The 19542-nt window shown below is 69.0% G+C and carries 14 protein-coding genes; 6 read left to right on the top strand and 8 right to left on the bottom strand.

Translation table 11 applies throughout. The annotated features are described in order from the left end of the window. Nucleotides 1–57: 57 nt before the first annotated feature. From ACXYX3_RS06245 to ACXYX3_RS06235, 3 genes are all read left to right on the top strand, one after another. The gene (locus ACXYX3_RS06245) at nt 58–4587 is read left to right on the top strand and encodes an ATP-dependent helicase (protein ID WP_458610717.1); all 4530 of its coding nucleotides are present in this window, start codon (nt 58–60) and stop codon (nt 4585–4587) included. Beyond that, nucleotides 4587–5339 (top strand): endonuclease VIII Nei2, encoded by a 753-nt coding sequence (nei2, locus tag ACXYX3_RS06240; protein ID WP_241203024.1) that lies wholly within the window; start codon nt 4587–4589, stop codon nt 5337–5339. Before ACXYX3_RS06245 ends, nei2 begins: the two co-directional genes overlap by 1 nt. A 70-nt stretch (nt 5340–5409) precedes the next feature. Next, nucleotides 5410–8532: a bifunctional cytochrome P450/NADPH--P450 reductase gene (locus ACXYX3_RS06235; protein ID WP_458610714.1), complete on the top strand. Its 3123-nt coding sequence runs from the start codon at nt 5410–5412 to the stop codon at nt 8530–8532. A 57-nt stretch (nt 8533–8589) separates the two neighbouring features. Here ACXYX3_RS06235 and ACXYX3_RS06230 read toward each other — a convergent pair whose 3' ends face one another. Then, the gene (locus tag ACXYX3_RS06230; RefSeq protein ID WP_458610712.1) at nt 8590–9717 is read right to left on the bottom strand and encodes a fatty acid desaturase family protein; all 1128 of its coding nucleotides are present in this window, start codon (nt 9715–9717) and stop codon (nt 8590–8592) included. 43 nt (nt 9718–9760) lie between these two features. After that, a complete protein-coding gene (locus ACXYX3_RS06225; RefSeq protein WP_241203026.1) occupies nt 9761–10816 on the bottom strand; it encodes a ferredoxin reductase in 1056 nt (351 codons plus the stop codon). A gap of 71 nt (nt 10817–10887) precedes the next feature. Between ACXYX3_RS06225 and ACXYX3_RS06220 the strand changes: the two genes are divergently transcribed. Together ACXYX3_RS06220 and ACXYX3_RS06215 are read left to right on the top strand one after the other, a co-directional pair. Continuing rightward, entirely contained in the window at nt 10888–11577 is a 690-nt protein-coding gene (locus ACXYX3_RS06220) for a TetR family transcriptional regulator (RefSeq protein WP_241203027.1), read from the top strand. A gap of 9 nt (nt 11578–11586) precedes the next feature. Beyond that, nucleotides 11587–12366, top strand: a complete 780-nt coding sequence (locus tag ACXYX3_RS06215) for an enoyl-CoA hydratase/isomerase family protein (RefSeq protein WP_458610709.1) — start codon at nt 11587–11589, stop codon at nt 12364–12366. Here ACXYX3_RS06215 and ACXYX3_RS06210 read toward each other — a convergent pair. The 5 genes from ACXYX3_RS06210 to ACXYX3_RS06190 form a co-directional block, all read right to left on the bottom strand. Continuing rightward, on the bottom strand, nt 12363–13133 hold the full coding sequence (locus ACXYX3_RS06210) for an SDR family NAD(P)-dependent oxidoreductase (RefSeq protein ID WP_241203029.1): 771 nt from the start codon (nt 13131–13133) through the stop codon (nt 12363–12365). The two genes, ACXYX3_RS06215 and ACXYX3_RS06210, sit on opposite strands and share 4 nt — an antisense overlap. Further along, complete coding sequence (locus ACXYX3_RS06205; protein WP_241203030.1) at nt 13133–13471, bottom strand: RNA-binding protein; 339 nt, start codon at nt 13469–13471, stop codon at nt 13133–13135. Before ACXYX3_RS06205 ends, ACXYX3_RS06210 begins: the two co-directional genes overlap by 1 nt. Before the next feature lie 415 nt (nt 13472–13886). Continuing rightward, complete coding sequence (locus ACXYX3_RS06200) at nt 13887–14762, bottom strand: pseudouridine synthase (protein ID WP_241203031.1); 876 nt, start codon at nt 14760–14762, stop codon at nt 13887–13889. After that, on the bottom strand, nt 14759–16483 hold the full coding sequence (gene glpD, locus ACXYX3_RS06195) for a glycerol-3-phosphate dehydrogenase (RefSeq protein WP_458610706.1): 1725 nt from the start codon (nt 16481–16483) through the stop codon (nt 14759–14761). Before glpD ends, ACXYX3_RS06200 begins: the two co-directional genes overlap by 4 nt. A gap of 48 nt (nt 16484–16531) precedes the next feature. After that, nucleotides 16532–17947, bottom strand: coding sequence for an NAD(P)H-quinone dehydrogenase (locus tag ACXYX3_RS06190; RefSeq protein WP_458610704.1), 1416 nt, complete (start codon nt 17945–17947; stop codon nt 16532–16534). A 41-nt stretch (nt 17948–17988) separates the two neighbouring features. On the opposite strand from ACXYX3_RS06190, the gene ACXYX3_RS06185 reads away from it, so the two are divergent. After that, nucleotides 17989–18468 carry a gamma-glutamylcyclotransferase family protein gene (locus ACXYX3_RS06185; protein ID WP_241203034.1) on the top strand — a complete coding sequence of 160 codons (480 nt, stop codon included), beginning with the start codon at nt 17989–17991 and terminating at the stop codon, nt 18466–18468. Between the two features lie 71 nt (nt 18469–18539). Here ACXYX3_RS06185 and ACXYX3_RS06180 read toward each other — a convergent pair whose 3' ends face one another. Continuing rightward, a complete protein-coding gene (locus ACXYX3_RS06180) occupies nt 18540–19427 on the bottom strand; it encodes a hypothetical protein (protein ID WP_458610702.1) in 888 nt (295 codons plus the stop codon). Between the last annotated feature and the right edge of the window lie 115 nt (nt 19428–19542).

Below are 19542 nucleotides of genomic sequence, written 5' to 3'. Positions count from 1 at the left end.
TGGGCCCGTTTGACCTCACCTGCCGCTGTTGTCGGTGGTCGTTGGCACCATGGAGTCATGCCTTTGACGTCGGAGCCGCTCCAGCGCTTCAGCGCGCTGACGCGCGAGTGGTTCACCGGCACGTTCGTCGAGCCGACGGCCGCGCAGGCACAGGCATGGAACGCCATCGCCGACGGGGACAACACCCTGGTCATCGCGCCGACAGGATCCGGTAAGACACTCGCGGCGTTCCTCTGGGCCATCGACGGCCTGGCGCGGTCGCCGTCGAGCGAGCCCACCACGCGGGTGCTGTACGTGTCCCCCCTCAAAGCGCTGGCCGTCGACGTCGAACGCAACCTGCGCACCCCACTGACCGGGATCTCGCGGATCGCCGAGCGCGGCGGTCAGGAGCCGCCGAAGATCAGCGTCGGCGTCCGCTCCGGCGACACCACGGCGGCGAAGCGTCGTGAGCTCATCACCAAGCCGCCGGACATCCTGATCACCACGCCGGAGTCCCTGTTCCTGATGCTGACCTCCGCGGCGCGGGAGACACTCGCCGGGGTGCAGACGGTGATCGTCGACGAGGTGCACGCGGTCGCCGGCACCAAACGCGGCGCGCATCTGGCGGTGTCGCTGGAGCGGCTGGACGCGATGCTCGAGCGGCCTGCGCAGAGGATCGGGCTCTCGGCGACGGTCCGCCCGCCCGAGGAGGTGGCCCGGTTCCTGGCCGGTGCCGCACCGACGACCATCGTGGCGCCGCCCGCGGCCAAGACGTTCGATCTCACCGTGCAGGTTCCGGTGCCCGACATGGCGAACCTCGAGAACAACTCGATCTGGCCCGACGTCGAAGAACGCATCGTCGACCTGGTCGAGGCGCACAACAGCTCGATCGTGTTCACCAACTCGCGCCGGTTGGCCGAGCGTCTCACCGCGCGGCTCAACGAGATCCATGCAGAACGCCTGGGCATCGAGTTGGGCGGCCCCAATCCCGGCGTGGCCGGCGGCGCCCCGGCCCACCTGATGGGCAGCGGGCAGAGCTTCGGCGCCGAACCACTGCTCGCGCGGGCGCACCACGGCTCGGTCAGCAAGGAAGCCCGCGCCGACGTCGAGGACGCCCTCAAGAGCGGCCGGCTCAAGGCCGTGGTCGCGACGTCCAGCCTCGAGCTGGGTATCGACATGGGTGCCGTAGACCTGGTGATCCAGGTCGAGACTCCGCCGTCGGTCGCGAGCGGGCTGCAACGCATCGGCCGTGCGGGCCACCAGGTCGGCGAGATCAGCCAAGGAGTCCTGTTCCCCAAGCACCGCACCGACCTGATCGGCTGTGCGGTCAGCGTGCAACGCATGCTCGGCGGGCAGATCGAGACGATGCGCGTGCCGGCCAATCCGCTCGACGTGCTCGCCCAGCACACCGTGGCGGCCTGCGCGCTGGAACCGATCAACGTCGAGGCGTGGTTCGACACCGTGCGGCGCAGCGCCCCGTTCGCCACCTTGCCGCGCAGTGCGTTCGAAGCCACCCTCGACCTGCTCTCGGGTAAGTATCCGTCAACGGAGTTCGCCGAGCTACGGCCTCGCATCGTCTACGACCGGGACTCCGGCACGCTGACAGCGCGGCCCGGCGCACAACGCCTCGCGGTCACCTCCGGCGGGGCCATCCCCGACCGCGGGCTGTTCACAGTGTTCCTCGCCTCCAGTGCCGACTCCGAAAAGCCCTCGCGGGTCGGCGAACTCGACGAAGAGATGGTCTACGAGTCCCGGCCCGGTGACGTCATCTCACTGGGCGCGACGAGCTGGCGGATCACCGAGATCACCCATGACCGGGTGCTGGTGATCCCCGCTCCGGGCGAGCCGGCGCGGCTGCCGTTCTGGCGCGGCGACGGTGTCGGACGGCCCGCCGAACTCGGCGCCGCGATCGGCGCCTTCAACGGCGAGCTGGCCCGGCTCGACCGCCCGGCGTTCGAAAACCGATGCGCGGAGGTCGGTTTCGATGCCTTCGCCACCGACAACCTGTGGACGTTGATCGACGAGCAACGCAACGCCACCTCCTCCGTACCGTCGGACACCACGTTGGTGGTGGAACGGTTCCGCGACGAGCTCGGTGACTGGCGAATCATCCTGCACTCCCCCTACGGCCTGCGGGTGCACGGGCCACTCGCGCTCGCGGTGGGTAAACGGCTCTACGAGCGGTTCGGCATCGACGAGAAGCCCACCGCGTCCGACGACGGCATCATCGTCCGGCTGCCCGACACCGACGACACCGCCCCGGGCGCCGACATCTTCGTGTTCGACCCCGACGAGATCGAGCCGCTGGTCACCACGGAGGTCAGCTCGTCGGCGCTGTTCGCCTCCCGGTTCCGCGAATGTGCGGCACGCGCTCTGCTGCTGCCGCGCCGACACCCCGGCAAGCGCTCACCGCTGTGGCACCAGCGCCAGCGTGCCGCCCAACTGCTCGATGTCGCGCGCAATTACCCGGACTTCCCCATCGTCTTGGAAGCTGTTCGCGAATGCCTGCAAGACGTCTACGACGTGCCGATGCTCACCGATCTGATGGCCCGCATCGCGCAGCGTCGGGTGCGTCTGCTCGAGGTCGAGACGCCGACGCCGTCGCCCTTCGCGGCCTCGCTGCTGTTCGGCTACGTCGGTGCGTTCATGTACGAGGGCGACAGCCCGCTGGCCGAACGCCGCGCGGCCGCGCTCGCGTTGGACCCGACGCTGCTGGCCGAGCTGCTCGGCCGGGTCGAACTGCGGGAGCTGCTCGACACCGATGTCATCGCCAGCACCACCCGCCAGCTCCAACACCTCACCGATGAACGGCTGGCCCGCGACGCCGAAGGCGTGGCCGACCTGCTGCGGATGCTGGGTCCGCTGACGGTCGAGGAGATCACCGAACGCGCCACCGTCGACGACGTCGGCGGCTGGCTCGAAGGACTGTTGAGCGCCAAGCGGCTGGTCACGATGTCCTACGCGGGGCGCACCTGGTGGGCGTCGGTGGAGGACATCGGGCGGTTGCGCGACGGCGTCGGTGTGGCGGTGCCGGTGGGGGTGCCCGTCGCGTTCCTCGAACCCGTGCTGGACCCGCTGGGCGAACTGATGTCTCGCTTCGCCCGCACCCGGGGGCCGTTCACGACGGCGGAGGCGGCGACGCGGTTCGGCCTCGGTGTGCGGGTGGCCGCCGACGTGCTGGGTCGGCTGGCCGCCGACGGCAAGCTCGTGCGCGGCGAGTTCACCGACGTGCCCGCAGACACCGGCGACCAGTGGTGCGACACCGAGGTGCTGCGCATTCTGCGGCGCCGCTCGCTGGCCGCCCTGCGCGCCCAGATCGAGCCGGTCAGCACCGCGGCGTTCGGACGTTTCCTGCCGGCCTGGCAGCAGCTGGGCACCGACCGCGTCTCGGGGGTCGACGGTCTGGCATCGGTGATCGATCAGCTCGCCGGGGTATCGCTGCCCGCATCAGCGGTCGAGCCGTTGATCTTCGGACAGCGGGTGCGTGACTATCAGCCCGGCATGCTCGACGAACTTCTGGCCTCCGGCGAGGTCCTGTGGTCCGGCGCGGGCGCGATCTCGTCCGCCGACGGCTGGGTGGCCTTTCATCCCGCCGACACCGCGCCGCTGTCCCTGGCCCCGCCGGGGGACCTCGACCTCACCGACACCCACCACGCCGTTCTCGGCGCGCTCAGTGGTGGCGGCGCCTACTTCTTCCGTCAGCTCTCCGTCGACGGGGTCACCACCGAGGCTCTCAAAGAAGCTCTGTGGCAACTGATCTGGGCGGGTTACGTGGGCGGCGACACATTCGCACCCGTGCGTGCGCTGCTGGCCGGGTCCCGCGGCCCCGGTGCCCGCCGATCGGCGGCACCGTCGCACCGGCATCGCCGTGCACCACGACTGAGCCGCTATAGCATCAGCTCCGCCGGGCTCGGCGCGCACCGCGACACCGACCCGACCGTGGCGGGTCGGTGGGCGGCACTGCCCATCGCCGAGCTCGACACCACGCTGCGGGCCTCCTACCAAGCCGATCAACTGCTGGCACGCCACGGTGTGCTGACCAAAGGCGCGGTGGCCGCGGAGAACATCGCCGGCGGGTTCGCGTCGATGTACAAGGTGCTCAGCGCAATGGAAGATGCCGGCCGCTGCCAGCGCGGGTACTTCGTCGAATCGCTCGGCGGGGCGCAGTTCGCGACCGCGAGCACCGTCGACCGGTTGCGCAGCCATGCCGACAGCATCGACGACAAGCAGCAGAGTCTGCGCGCGGTCGCGTTGGCGGCGACCGATCCCGCCAACCCCTTCGGGGCGGCGCTGCCCTGGCCCAGCCAGGGTGAGGGCGCCCACCGGCCCGGCCGCAAAGCCGGCGCGCTGGTGGTGCTCGTCGACGGCGAGCTGGTGTGGTTCGTCGAGCGCGGAGGCAGGTCACTGCTCAGCTTCACCGACGACGCCGGCGTCCACAACGCCGCGGCCGCGGCCCTGGCCGAACTGGTGACCCGGCAGCGTGTGCCGGCGCTGCTCGTCGAACGCATCGACGGGGTTCCGGTACTGGAGAGCCGGGAATCGCTGGTCGTCGAGTCGCTGACACAGGCGGGGTTCTCCAGGACTCCCCGCGGGCTGCGGTTGCGCTGATGCCCGAGGGTGACACCGTCTTCCGCACCGCCGACAAGTTGCGCACAGCGTTGCAGGGCAAGACCTTGACGCGCTGCGATGTACGGGTGCCGCGTTATGCGGCAGTGGATCTGAGCGGCCAGGTCGTCGATGAGGTGCTCAGCCGCGGCAAGCATCTGTTCATCCGGGTGGGCCAGGCGAGCATCCACTCGCATCTGAAGATGGACGGCGCGTGGATCATCGGTCGGGTCAAGGCGCCCGCCTACAAGATCCGGATCGTCCTGGGCACCGCCGATTCGGTGGCCTCCGGGATCGACCTCGGCGTGCTCGAGGTGCTCGAGCGCGAACACGACATGGATGCCGTCGCGCACCTGGGGCCGGACCTGCTCGGCGACGACTGGGCACCGACGGTGGCGGCGGCGAATCTGATGTCGGATCCGGCGCGTCCGGTCGCCGAGACGCTGCTCGACCAGCGGGTGATGGCCGGAGTGGGCAACGTGTTCGCCAACGAGCTGTCGTTCGTGTTCGGGTTGCGGCCCACCACGCCGGTCGGTGAACTCGCCGACCCGCTACGAATGGCCACCCGGGCACAGCAGATGTTGTGGCAGAACCGGTTACGCCTCAATCGCACCACGACCGGTAACACCCGGCCCGGTCAGGACGTCTGGGTGTACGGCCGGGCGGGGCTGCCGTGCCGACGGTGCGGCACCCGCATCGAGACCGACAAGGACGGCGACCGGGTGACCTACTGGTGCCCCACCTGCCAGCGCTGAGCCCCGGGCGACGCCGGCAAAATTACCGGACCCGTCAGATACCGTGCTGCGCGGGCCTAAGCTGCGCGGCATGACCGAGTTCACCCCCTCCGAACCGCCGGTCCTCGACGACGTGCCGGTCGTCGAGCTGCCCGGTGCCGAGCACCTCCCGGGGCGGCCCTACGCGCTGCCCGTCGACGTCCTCGCCGACATGCACGGCCCAATCTTCTACGGCGATTGGAGCGGGACGCGCAAGCTCTACGCGTGCTCGCTGGAGCTGGTCGAGGAGCTCTGCGATGAGAGCAGGTTCGCCAAGAACCTGACGGCGTCGCTGGCGCGGGTCCGACCGCTCGCCGGCGACGGTCTGTTCACCGCCTTCCACGGCGAACCCACCTGGCGCACAGCCCACGACGTCCTGTTGCCGGGCTTCAGCTATGCCGGGCTGCGGGCCTACCACGACGCGATGCTCGACATCAACGATCAGCTCATCGCGCGATGGGACGCCAGCACCGGTGTGCGACCCGTCGACGTCTCCGCCGATCTGCAGAAGCTCGCGATGGACACCGTCGCACTCGCCGGTTTCGGGGCGCGGTTCGACTCCTTCGACCACGACGGACTCGCGCCGATCCCCCAGGCATTCACCGACGCACTGCACGAAGTGTTCACCCATGGCGAGACACCGGCGTTCCGTGACGAACTCGCCTCGCTGCACGCCTCGTTCGACGAGCTGATCGCCGACCATTCGGCTGGCGGCGCCGGCGACCTGCTCTACGTCATGCTCGACGGGCACCTCGACGTCGACAACATCCGCAACCAGATCATGACGTTCCTGATCGCCGGGCAGTTGACGACGTCTGAACTGATGCCGAACACCGTCTACAACCTGCTCCACCACCCGGCGGTTCTCGCCCGCGTCCGCGCAGAGGTCGACGCGGTGTTCGGCAGCGACGACGACCACGTGCCGACGTTCGACCAAATCGGCAAGCTGACCTTCCTGCGGCAGGTGATCAGTGAGACGTTGCGCCTCTCACCACCCGTGTTGACGTTCGATCGGATGGCCCTGCGTGACACCGTCCTCGCGGGCCGCTACCCGGTCGCGGCCGGTGAAGCGGTGACCGTTCTGACAGGGGCACTGCACCGGCAGCCGCAGTGGGGCGACAATCCCGAGGTCTTCGATCCGGCTCGCTTCGATCCCGCTGTCGCAGAACGTCGTTCGACGGCGCTGTTCAAACCGTTCGGCACCGGAGAACGGTCCTGCATCGGCCGCCAATTCGCGTTGCACGAGGCGGCCCTTCTGGTCGCGCGCGTCGTGCACCGCTACCGGCTGATCGACTCCTCTCACTACGAACTGCGTTGGGACGGGCTCAGCCGGCGGCCGGTCGGCTTCACCGTCGAGCTGTTGCGCCGGACCCCCGACGAACGCAGCAGCACGACCGCGGTACCGGTCGCAGCGGCCGTGTCGTCTCCGACGTCGTCCTCCTCGGCCCGCCTGCCCGTCAAGACCGGGACGACGGTCGCGATCCTGCACGGATCGAATCTCGGGACGTGCCGCGCCCTGGCCAAACAGCTCGCCGACGACGCGACCGACTTCGGCTGCACCGTCACCGTCGCACCGCTCGACAACGCCGCGGACGGGCTGCCCGCCACCGACGCCGTCGTGATCGTCGCCTCGTCCTACAACGGGCAACCCACCGACGACGCGCGGGATTTCGTCGCGTGGCTGCAGTCGGACACCGTTGCGCTGCAGGGGGATCCGTTGTTCGCCGTGCTCGGCGTCGGCGACCACAACTGGGCCGACACCTATCAGGCCATCCCGATCCTGATCGACGAGCGCCTGACGGGCCTCGGCGGCCGACCGCTGGTGCCGCGGGCGGCCGCCGACACCTCCGGCGATCTGACGGCGACGGTCGAGCAGTTCGAGGATGCATTGTGGGCGGCACTGTCGGAACGCTTCGGCGATCCGGACGCCACGCCGCTGACCGCGGCGGACGAGCCGCTCTACGACCTGCGCCTCATCACCGGACCGGTGACCAGTGCACTCGATGAGCGGTTCGCGGTGCAGCCGATGACGGTCACCCTCAACGACGAGCTCGTCGCCGTGCCGGGACAGCAGAAACAATATGTGCGGGTGGCCCTCCCGGAGGGGGCCGAGTACTCGACCGGAGATCATCTGACGGTGCTGGCCGACAATCCCCCGGAGGTCGTCGACACCGTCCTCCAGATGCTGTCCCTGGACCCGGAGCTGCGGCTGTCGGTCAATCCGCGCCGCTCCTCACGGCGATCGATCGCGCTGGACCGCGAGGTGAGCGTCCGCGAACTGCTGACCCACTTCGTCGAATTGCGCAAGCCGGCGACGACGAGCCAGTTGCGCCGGCTGGCCGGGACGAACCCCTGCGATCCCGAGCGTGCCGCCCTCGAACAGCTCGCCGAGTCCGACGAACCGTGCTGGCTGAGCCCGGTGGAGCTGCTGCACCGATTCCCGGCCTGCGCGCTGACTGGCGCGCAGCTTCTGGAGCTCCTCGAGCCGATGACCCCGCGGCACTATTCGATCGCTTCGTCGTCACAACTGTCGCCGCACGAGGTGGCGCTGATCGTCAGCGTGCTGGACACCCCCGCCCGCTCCGGCTACGGACCGTTCAAGGGTGTGGCGTCCAACCACCTCGCGGCGATGGCCCCCGGAACGTGCGTACGTGCACGTATCGACCCGGCACGCCAGGCTTTCCGCGCCGGCGCGGACCCGCAACGCAATGTCATCCTCGTCAGCGCGGGCACCGGCGTCGCCCCGTTCTGCGGATTCCTGGGCGACCGGCTCGCCGCCAAACAGGCAGGGGAACCGTTCGCCCCGGCGCTGTGTTTCTTCGGGGTGCGCGACCCGGACGTCGACTACATCTTCCGGTCGCAATTCGAGGACGCCGAGCGCGAGGGCATCGTGCGGATGCGGCCGGCCTTCTCGAGGGCACCGGAAGACGGTGTGCGCTATGTGCAAGACCGGATCGCGGCCGACGCCGACGACGTCTGGGAACTGCTCGGCGATCCGGCGAAGAACACTCACGTGTTCGTCTGCGGCGACGGCGCCCGGATGGCGCCGGCGGTGCGGGCCGCGTTCCGGGACATCTACCGGTCCCGCACCGGGGCCGACGACGCCGCCGCGGTCACCTGGCTCGACGGCCTGGTGGCCTCGGACCACTACGTGGAGGACGTCTGGGCCGGCTGACGCCCCGCACACGCCGAAGGCCCCCGGCTGAGCCGGGGGCCTTCGCGTTTCGATGATTCAGTTCCAGGGCAGCGCGAGCTTGACGATCTTGCGGACCACCGTCGCGAACTGCCGCGGCAGCGGGCCCGTGTTGTAGGGCACGCCGTAACGCTCGCAGATGTCGCGCACCTTGGGCGCGATCTCCGCGTGCCGGAACGCCGGGATGTCCGGGAACAGGTGGTGCTCGATCTGGAAGCTGAGGTTGCCGCTGAGGATGTGGAACAGCTTGCCGCCGGTCAGGTTCGCCGAACCGAGCACCTGACGGAAGTACCACTGACCCCGCGTCTCGGCCTTGGTCTCCTCGATCGAGAACTCCTGAACGTCCTCGGGGAAGTGGCCACAGAAGATGATCATGTAGGCCCACACGTTGCGCATCAGGTTGGCGGTCACGTTGCCCGCGAACACCCACGGCGCGAACGGACCGGCGAGCAGCGGGAATGCCACATAGTCCTTCAGGGTCTGCTGCTTGGTCTTGCGCCAGATGCCGTCGAGGATCTCGCGCTTGTCGGCGACGGTGATCTCGCCGCGGGCGATGCGCTCGCTTTCCATCTCGTGCAGGGCGACGCCGTACTGGAACAGCACCATCAGCAGGAACGCCCACAGCGGGTTGCCCAGGTAGTAGGGGTGCCACTTCTGGTCCGCGCTCATCCGCAGAATGCCGTAGCCCACGTCGCGGTCCATGCCGACGATGTTGGTGTAGGTGTGGTGCATGTAGTTGTGCGAGTGACGCCACTGGTCGGCCGGGCAGGCGGTGTCCCACTCGAATCCGCGCGAGGAAATCGCCGGGTCGCCCATCCAGTCGTACTGGCCGTGCATGACGTTGTGGCCGATCTCCATGTTGTCGATGATCTTCGACAATCCCAGCATCGCCGTGCCGGCCAGCCAGAACGGCGGGAAGATGCCACCGAAAAGCAGTGCACGTCCGCCGATTTCGAGTCCTCGCTGCGCCTTGATCATCCGGCGGATGTAGGTGGCGTCGCGCTCGCCGAGGTCGGCGATCACGCTTTCCTTCAGCGCGTCGAGCTCGCGGCCGAAAGCTTCGGCCTGCCCGGGGGTCATGGTGATGGTGCGGCCGCCGACGGTCTTCGACAGCGTCTTGGCCTGGGCCTTCTCGGAAGTGCTTGTGGTGTCCAAAGTCTCGGTCATCTCTTCGTTCCTTTCGCGGAGATTGACTTACTCGGTCGGGTTTCTACAGCGCGATGTCGACGTCGCCGAGCGGCGCGGAGACGCAGATCTGCACGTCCTCCTCGTCCGCCGATGACACCGCACCGGTGATGACGTTGCGCACCAGGCCGCTGTTCTTGCGCCGGGTGCAGGAGAAGCAGATGCCCATCCGGCATCCGCTCTCCGGGGTCAGGCCGGCGTCCTCGGCCTGGTTGAGCAGCGGGCGGCCGTCGTCGGTCAACTCGATGCCGCTGTCGCTGAACGTGACCTGACCGCCCGAGGATTCGCCGTCGAACACCGGCGGCACGAAGCTCTCGTGGAGAGCGTCGGGGAACATCTCGCGGACCGCGTCGACCAGAGGCGTCGGGCCGCAGACGAACACCGCCCCGGGGTCGGTGAACGGCAGGTGGTCGGCGCCGAACCGGCCGGAGAGGTCCGAGCCGGCCGCGTCACGGGTGAAGCCGTGGCGCACCGTCACGTTCGGCATCGTGGCCGCGATCTCGGCGAGTTCGTCGCGGTAGCACGCCTCCTGAGCCGATCGCGCGTAGTGGACGAACGCGACCTCCCCTCGGTGGCCACGTGCGCGCAGCGTGCGCAGCATCGACATCACCGGCGTGATGCCGCTGCCGCCGGAGACGAACAACATCCGGTCCGGCAGGGTCTGGGGCAGAACGAAGTCGCCGGCCACGGAGTCGAGGTACACGACCATGCCGGGGCGCGCGTGCTCGTAGAGGTGGTTCGACACCAGGCCGCCGTCGTGGCGGCCGACCGTGAGCTCGATGTGCCGGTCGGTCTCGGAGCCCGCCGGCGAGTAGGGCCGCGTGCGACGGCGTCCGTCGATCTCGACCGACAGGTTGATGTGCTGCCCGGCCCGGAAGCCGGCGAACGCGCGATTGGGCGCCAGCGTCAGCGTGACGCTGCGGGGAGTGCTGCGGCGCACCGCGACGACCCGTGCCCGGGCGTCCCCGCGCGTCCACGTCGGATCGACCAGCTCGGTGTAGCGGTCGACGCCGTGCGGTCCGGTCAGGAGGTCCAGCAGCCTCGACCGCCGTGCCCGGGTGGTCAAAGTTTGAGTGAACATGTGTATACCGTGCGCGCTTCACGCACCCCGAGTCAAGAGATCGGTGCAGCGTGTGGTAGGTTTCACAGCCAGTGAACAGTCGTACGCCCAGGTCACACTCGGACCGGTCCGGACGGTCGAGCAGGTCACGGTCGGGAGCAGGCCGCGACACGCAGAGCCGCGAGGAACGCAAGGAAGCGACCCGCCGTGCGATCGTCGATGCGGCCCTGCACCTGCTGGCCGAGCGCAGCTTCAGTGCGCTGAGCCTGCGCGAGGTGACCCGCGAGGCGGGGATCGTGCCCGCCGCGTTCTACCGGCATTTCGAGTCGATGGAAGCGCTCGGCCTCGTGCTGATCGACGAATCCTTCCGCACGCTGCGCGACATGCTGCGCGGAGGACGCGCCGGCAAGCTCGACCCCAACAGGGTCATCGAATCCTCGGTGGACATCCTCATCGAGGGCGTGCAAGCCCGCCGAGAACACTGGCTGTTCATCGGGCGGGAACGCTCCAGCGGGGTGACGGTGCTGCGGTACGCGATCCGGACCGAGATCCGCCTGATCACCTCCGAGCTGGCCATCGACCTGGCCCGCTTCCCCGGGCTGAACACGTGGAGCGGCGAAGACCTCAACATCCTGGCCAGCGTCTTCGTGAACTCGATGATCTCGATCGCCGAGGCGCTGGAGGACACCACCGACCCGGTGGCCGTCGCCGAGATCCGCCGGATCGCGATCAAGCAGCTACGCATGATCACCATCGGGGTGGCGGAATGGCGCAGCAGCTAACGTGACGCCATGGCGTCCGTCCTGGAAGTGACACGACCGCAGCCCGAGATCACCGTCCTGACCCTGAACCGACCCGATTCCCTCAATGCGCTGTCCTATGACTTGGTCGAAGCGCTGCACGCAGCGTTGGACGACGTCGCATCGGACAACACGTGCCGGGTCGTGGTGCTCACCGGCGCGGGCCGCGGTTTCTGCTCGGGTCTGGACCTACGCACCTCTGAACCCGAGCGGACCGGTGGTGGCCTCGAGTTCCCCCGTTCCGGAATGCGGTGGCAGGAGCGCATCGCCGATCTGACCGCCAAGATCCACCGGCTCCGGCAGCCCGTGATCGCCGCCGTCAACGGCGTCGCCTACGGCGGCGGGCTGGGCATCGCGGCCTCGTGCGACCTTCGCGTCGCCGCGCCCACCGCGCGGTTCTGCACGCAGTTCATCAAGCTGGGCCTCGGCGGCTGCGACATCGGCGTGAGTTACACCCTGCCCCGCATCGTGGGCGCGGGCCAGGCCTTCGACCTGATCCTCACCGCCCGCGTCGTCGCCGCCGACGAAGCACTGCGCCTCGGCCTGGTGTCCCGAGTGGCCGACGACGCCGTTGCCGAGGCGCTTGCGATCGCCGAAACACTCTGCGGCTACGGCAAATTCGGCGTGGAATCGACGAAGCAAGTCCTGTGGGCCAACCTCGACGCGGGTAGCCTCGAGGCCGCGCTGCACCTGGAGAACCGCAGCCAGATACTGTCCAGCACCAGCGGCGAGATGCGCGAGGCGGCGGCGAAGGTGCTGCGCAAGACCTAGCGCGGGGTGCCGCCGCCGTCGACCATGATGACCTGTCCGGTCATGAAGCTGCCCGCATCCGAGGTCAACAGCAGTGCGGCGCCGACCATTTCGTCAGCGGAGGCCAACCGACGCATGAGCGTGCCGCTGACCATCCCGTCGATCGCCTCGGGCGGGTTCTTGCGCATCATGTCGGTGTCGACGGGTCCGGGGGCCAGCGCGTTGACCCGGATCCCGTCGTGCGCCAGCTCCGCTGCCATGGACCGCGTGAACGACATCAGCGCGGCCTTCATCGACGCGTAGATCGCCAACATCGGCGCGAAGATGAACGCCCCCACCGACACCATGTTCAGCACCGCGGCATGCTCGCTGGCCTTCAGATGGGGCAGCGCCGCCTGCACGAGGAACACCGGCCCGCGCAGATTCACCTCGAAGGACTTCGTGAGCCCATCGGGCGTCATCTGACCGAGCGGCTGGGCCAGCGCGTTGGCGGCGTTGTTGACCACCACGTCCACCCCACCGAACTCGGCGACGGTGCGCTCCACGAGTGCGCCGAGGTCGTCGACCTCACCGAGATGGGTGGGCACGCCGATCGCCTCGCCACCGAGCTCGCGCAGCGCCGCCGCGGCATGCTCGCACGCGTCGGCCTTGCGGCTGGCCACCACCACCCGCGCGCCCGCCAACACATAGCCCTGCGCCAGCGCCAGACCGATGCCGCGGGTGCCGCCGGTCACGATCACGGTCCGCCCCGACATGTCGAAGAGTCGATCGAAGGTGGGTCGATCCACTAGATGCACCCGCCGACGCTGATCCGTCGGCCGACATCGGCGCAGACACTGACGTCCGGCGTCCAGGCCACCGGCGGCGGGGGTGGGGGTGGCGGAGGCGGAGGTGGTGGCGGCGGCGGTGGCGGCGCCCCCGGTGGCGGTGGAGGGGGTGGGGGCGGCGGAGGTGGTGGTGGCGGGGTCAGCACTCCGTTGAGCTCCCAGAGCGGGTCGGAACACCCGGTGACGTCGACGATCCGGCCTCCGATCGAGCCGCAGATCGCCTGCGCGGGCGGTGACGGCACCAGCAGGGGACTCACCCCGACCGTCACGGCCGTCGCCACGAGCCAGCTGATGCGCACACGCACTCCTCCCTGTCCGCAGTCACGGCGCGGATCAGCGTCGATTGTGGCAGCCCTGGATCGTCGGCGCGGTCGAACACGCGCAACACCGCTCGAGCCGACGGCGGCCGACTTTGCCAGCATCGGACGTTCGCGTATCGGCGCGCGCCATCGCCACAGCGCACGGGCGCCGACCCGGCGGTACCGCCCGACCGGCTCGTCGTAGCGACTGATCGAGGGTGCCGAGCAAATTCGATGTTGCCTCTCCTTCGGAGAAGAACGCCACGTCGAAGGAATTTTGTCGATTTCAAGTATTCGGTCAGCGAACTCGTTGACGATGTCGTACATTTCCGGGGTGCGCACTCGCGGCGCATGGTGTGTGTTCAGATCGCAACCGCGGATCGCAGTTCGAGGGGAGTTGCGATCTGGACGCACACTAAAGGTCGCGCAGAGTGCGGGCGCTCGTGAACACGTGACGCCGCCCCGTGACCGGATCGTCGAACGCCACGCTGTGCGCGAGCAGTTGCAACGGCGTCGAGAAGTCATCCGGCGCCACGTCGACGACCTCCGGGTACAACGGATCACCGGTGATCGGCACGCCCAGTGACGCCATGTGCACCCGCAACTGGTGCGTACGGCCGGTGCGAGGAGACAGCCGGTACCGCGCTCCGTGCTGCTCGGCCCCCTCCCGCTCGACCCGCGTCTCGGCGTTCGGTTCACCCGGCTCCTCCGCCGCCTGCAGGCAGCCGCGCCGCTTGACGATGCGGCTGCGCACCGTGACCGGCAAAGCGATGTCCACGTCCGGGGCGTGCGCCAGATACACCTTGTCGACCTCGCCCCGGGCGAACAGCGTCTGATAGGCACCGCGGACCTCGCGGCGAACGGTGAACACCAGTACACCCGCGGTCAGCCGGTCCAGTCGGTGCGCCGGACTCAGCTCCGGCAGCTGCAACTCCCGGCGCAGCCGTACCAGGGCCGTCTGCGCGACGTGGCCTCCCCGCGGCATCGTCGCCAGGAAATGCGGCTTGTCGGCGACGACGATGTTGTCGTCGCGATACAGAATGGGGATCTCGAACGGAACCGGCACCTCGTCGGGCAGGTCCCGATACAGGTACACGTACGCGCCCGGCGGCAGCACCGTCGACGTCGTCACGACCGCCCCGTCCGCGCACACCACCTCTCCCGCAAGCACTTTCGCCGCCGCATCCTCGCCGAACCGATCGGCCAGCTCGACGAGCACCGCACCACCGCGCAGCCGCACCCGCGCCGGCCCCAGCCCGTCACGCACCGGGAGCGGCGCGGGGCGTCTCACGTGAGCGGGACCGGTTCGAGGATCTCCGCGCGCGCCTCGGGCGCCGCGACCCGCAGCGCGTCTGCCGACTCGTCGTCGGGCTGGGTCTGCGAGCGCACCTCGGCATCGACCCGGGCGCGGTAGGTCTCGACTTCGCGATCCACATCCTTCGGGGACCAATTCAGCACGGGCGCAACGATGTCGGCGACCTCGCGAGCGCAGTCCACCCCGCGATGCGGGTACTCGATCGAGATCCGCATGCGCCGGGCGAGGATGTCCTCCAGATGCAATGCCCCTTCGGCAGCAGCGGCGTAGGCCGCTTCCACCTTGAGGTACACCGGCGCATCGGTGATCGGCTCGAGCAACTCGGGCCGCTCGTCGGCCATCGACAGCACCTCGTCGATCAGCGAGCCGTACCGGTCGAGCAGATGCCGGACGCGGTACGGATGCAGCCCGTATCGCTTTCCGACACTTTGCGTTTGATTCACCAGCGCGAAGTAGCCGTCGGCACCCATCAGCGGCACCTTCTCCGTGATGGACTTCGCCACCCGGGTGGGCACGAACTCCGCCGCCGCATCGATCGCGTCCTCCGCCATCACCCGATAGGTGGTGTACTTGCCGCCGGCGATCGCCACCAGGCCGGGCGACGGGACCGCGACCGCGTGCTCCCGCGACAGCTTCGAGGTCTCCTCGCTCTCCCCTGCCAGCAGCGGCCGCAACCCGGCATAGACGCCGTCGATGTCGTCGTGGGTCAGCGGCGTGGCCAGCACGGTGTTGACGGTGCCGAGGATGTAGTCGATGTCGGCCTTGGTGGCCGCCGGATGCGCCAGGTCGAGATTCCAGTCGGTATCGGTGGTGCCGATGATCCAGTGCGTGCCCCAGGGGATCACGAACAGCACCGACTTCTCGGTGCGCAGGATGATCGCGACCTCACTGACGATGCGGTCACGCGGGACGACGATGTGCACCCCTTTCGAGGCACGCACCCGGAACCGGCCGCGCTGCTTGGACAGTGCCTGGATCTCGTCGGTCCACACCCCGGTGGCGTTGACCACGACGTGGGCGCGGACATCGGTGACCGAGCCGTCTTCGGAGTCCCGTACCCGCACGCCCGTGACCCGGTCCCCCTCCCGGCGCAACGCGACCACCTGCGTCGACGTCCGCACCACCGCCCCGTAGTGCGCGGCGGTGCGCGCGACCATCATGGTGTGCCGGGCGTCGTCGACGACGGTGTCGTAGTAGCGGATTCCGCCGATCAGCGCGCTGCGCTTGAGTCCCGGCGACAGCCGCAGCGCCCCGGCGCGCGTCAGATGCTTCTGCGCAGGAACGGATTTGGCGCCGCCCAGGCTGTCGTAGAGGAAGATGCCCGCCGCGATGTAGGGCCGCTCCCACCAGCGGTTGGTCAGCGGGAACAGAAATGGCAGCGGCTTGACCAGATGCGGCGCCAGCGTCGTCAGCGACAGCTCGCGCTCGTGCAGCGCCTCGCGCACCAACCCGAACTCCAGCTGCTCCAGATAACGCAGCCCGCCGTGGAACATCTTGCTGCTGCGACTCGAGGTGCCCGACGCGAAATCACGCGCCTCGACGAGCGCCACCTTCAGACCACGGGTCGCCGCGTCGAGGGCAGCGCCGGCGCCCACGACTCCCCCGCCGATCACCACGACGTCGAACTGCTCACTGCCGAGCAGCTGCCACGCCTGGGCACGCTGATCAGGGCCGAGATCGTCCACCTGGGTGCTCACGTGCACCTTCCTTGTTACCGGTCAGTACAGAGTCCAGGGTACGTGGCATCAGTCCAGATCGTCGTGTGCCATCAACCGTCGCGCCGCCTCCACGATCGAACCCGACAGTGAGGGGTAGACCGACAGAGTTTGCGCCAGATCTGTCACCGAGATCCGGTTCTGTACCGCCAGCGCGATCGGCAGGATCAACTCCGACGCGATCGGCGCGACGACCACGCCACCGATCACGACCCCGGTGGCCGGCCGGCAGAAGATCTTGACGAAACCATGCCTGAGCAGGGACATCTTCGCGCGGGCGTTGGTGCTCAGCGGAAGCGTCAAGGTGCGGGCCGGGACGCTGCCGTCATCGATCGCGGACTGCGGGATGCCGACCGCGGCGATCTCGGGCCGGGTGAACGTCGCCGAGGCGACCGTGCGCAACCGGATCGGGGACACGCCTTCGCCCAGCGCGTGGTACATCGCGATCCGGCCCTGCATCGCCGCGACAGAGGCCAGTGGCAGCAAGCCCGTGCAGTCACCCGCCGCGTAGACGCCCGGCGCGGGTGTGCGCGACACGCGGTCGACGGGGATGTAGCCGCCCGGCTTCAGCTCGACGCCGATGCGTTCCAGGCCCAGACCTGCGGTGTTGGGCACCGAACCGACCGTCATCAGCGCATGGCTGCCCTCGACGACGCGTCCGTCGGCGATCGCGACCCGCACCCCTTTGTCTGTGCGGGTCACCGACTCGGCGCGGGCGTTCTTGACCAGCGTCACCCCGCGCTCGTTGAACACCTGCTCGAGCACCGCCGCCGCGTCGGAGTCCTCGTGCGGCAGGATCTGGTCGCGGCTCGCGACGACGGTGACGGTGACGCCGAGCTCGGTGTAGGCGTTGCAGAACTCGGCCCCGGTCACCCCGGAGCCGACGATGATCAGGTGCTCGGGCAGCGCCTCGAGGTCATAGACCTGGCGCCAGGTGAGAATCCGGTCGCCGTCGGGCACCGCGTTGGGCAGCACGCGGGGGCTGGCCCCGGTGGCGATCAACACGATGTCGGCCTTGAGGACGCCGACCTTGCCGTCGGGCGTGGTGACCTTGACGCGGTGATGGGCCATGCCGGCGATGTCGTCGACCAGCTCACCGCGGCCACCGATGATCGTCACACCCTGGTTGAGCAGCTGGCTCCCGATGTCGGCCGACTGTGAGGCGGCCAGCGTCTTGACCCGGTTGTTGATGCCGTGCAGCGAGATCGTCGCGTCCTCGATGCTGATGTCGAAGCCCAGCCCCTGCGCGCGGCGCAGCTCGGTGCGCACGCCCGTCGAGGCGATCAGCGTCTTGGACGGCACGCAGTCATAGAGCACGCATCCGCCGCCGATGCCGTCGGAGTCGACCACCGTCACCTGTGCGACATCGCGCCCCCGGCTCGCCGCGACCAGTGCCGCCTCGTAGCCCGCCGGTCCTCCGCCGATGATCACGATCCGCGTTACCACGCCACCAACCTATTGCACACAGATACGTTTAAGCTTCTCGCGTGCCGCTCTACGCCGCCTATGGGTCGAACATGCATCCCGAGCAGATGCTGCAGCGGGCTCCTCATTCGCCGATGGCGGGGACCGGCTGGCTGCACGGGTGGCGGCTCACCTTCGGCGGGGAGGACATCGGCTGGGAGGGCGCTCTCGCGACGATCGTCGAGGATCCTGACTCGAAGGTCTTCGTGGTGCTCTACGACGTGACCAAGGAGGACGAGGAGAACCTCGACCGCTGGGAGGGTTCGGAGCTCGGCATCCACAAGAAGATCCGCTGCCGGGTGGAGCGCACGTCGTCGGACACCTCCAACGACCCGGCGTTGGCGTGGCTGTATGTGGTGGACGCCTGGGAGGGCGGCATCCCGTCGGCACGCTATCTCGGGGTGATGGCCGAGGCCGCCGAAATCGCCGGCGCCCCAGCGGAATACGTCTACGATCTGCGGACCCGCCCGTCGAGCAACATCGGCCCCGGCCCGGGCGGGTAGCTGCTGTTCGGTTCGGCGAGCGCGCGGGTCTGCACATCGACACGCCGCGTTGGGTGGCACTCTGCGCGCGCTCACGCCGCCCGAGCACGCGTCAACTGCCGGTCGATACGCGCCACCATCTCCCACGCCCGGTAGCGGACGTCGTCGAACACGATCGGCACCACGGTCCAATCGACGTCCGCCAGTGCATTGAAGCGCCTCCTGTCCTCGATCATCGCCTCCGGTCCCGAGTGCCACGCAATACCGTCGTACTCCGCAGCCACGTGTCGGTCGGGCCAGGCGAAATCCAGCCGACGCAGATCTCCATTGCCGTCGAGGATCTCGTACTGCAGCTCCGGCCCGGGTAAGCCACCGTCGAGCATCGCCAGCCGGGCCTCACTCTCCATCGGCGACTCGGCCCGCGGGTCGGCGATGGCCAGCAGATCGCGTACCGCCACGATGCCGCGGCGGCCCTTCTGCTCGATCGCCGCACGCCAGAGATCGGCGCGAGTGCACGTGCCGCTGCGCAGCGCGGCGTCGAGCGTGGCCAGCGCCCGCGGGCGTCGCAGACTGCGCGCGACCTCGATGGCCGTCCACGCCGGCGACGTCACCCGCCGATCGTCGACCCGCACCAACGGCGCACCGTCGCGGCGGTGCACGACCAACCCGTCGGCGTCTCGCAACCCGCAGGCCGGTGAGTCGAGCACATGGAGTTCGGCCGGCCGCTCGGTGTCGAAGCCGAACATTGCTGCCGCAGTGGCGAGGCAGACGGCCACGGGCCGGCCGCAGATCAGGTCGAGGCCGCGCAGTCGGAGTTCGTCGGTCGGCTCGCCGAGACAGTAGATGCCCTGCCAAAGACGCTCGAGGACACCAGTGTTGACGGCCTTCTCGAAGCGGCGGCGGGTGAGGTAGCGCAGGATCTGTGCGCTGGTGGCGACGCCGCCCTGGGCTTCGAACAGTGCGATGAGGTGTTCGTCCATGCGGCCATGCTGGGTGCGGGCTCAGCGCCGGTCCAGGGGTTGGCTGCCGTCTGGGGATCGATGGGCAGTTATGCACAGCTCGCGGGGCGCGAGCGCGCGCTGAATGCCAATAACG

The sequence above is a fragment of the Mycobacterium sp. Panama NTM2 genome, assembly GCF_054355555.1.
The sequence above is the reverse complement of the archived record's forward strand: the minus strand, read 5'-3'. Positions and strand labels throughout refer to the sequence as shown.

What these genes read in the sequence shown, in the direction of transcription:
- ACXYX3_RS06225 (WP_241203026.1), bottom strand. Translation starts at nt 10,816, where the DNA reads ATGTTCACTCAAACTTTGACCACCCGGGCACGGCGGTCGAGGCTGCTG.
- nei2 (WP_241203024.1), top strand. Translation starts at nt 4,587, where the DNA reads ATGCCCGAGGGTGACACCGTCTTCCGCACCGCCGACAAGTTGCGCACA.
- ACXYX3_RS06215 (WP_458610709.1), top strand. Translation starts at nt 11,587, where the DNA reads ATGGCGTCCGTCCTGGAAGTGACACGACCGCAGCCCGAGATCACCGTC.
- ACXYX3_RS06230 (WP_458610712.1), bottom strand. Translation starts at nt 9,717, where the DNA reads ATGACCGAGACTTTGGACACCACAAGCACTTCCGAGAAGGCCCAGGCC.
- ACXYX3_RS06235 (WP_458610714.1), top strand. Translation starts at nt 5,410, where the DNA reads ATGACCGAGTTCACCCCCTCCGAACCGCCGGTCCTCGACGACGTGCCG.
- ACXYX3_RS06245 (WP_458610717.1), top strand. Translation starts at nt 58, where the DNA reads ATGCCTTTGACGTCGGAGCCGCTCCAGCGCTTCAGCGCGCTGACGCGC.
- ACXYX3_RS06180 (WP_458610702.1), bottom strand. Translation starts at nt 19,427, where the DNA reads ATGGACGAACACCTCATCGCACTGTTCGAAGCCCAGGGCGGCGTCGCC.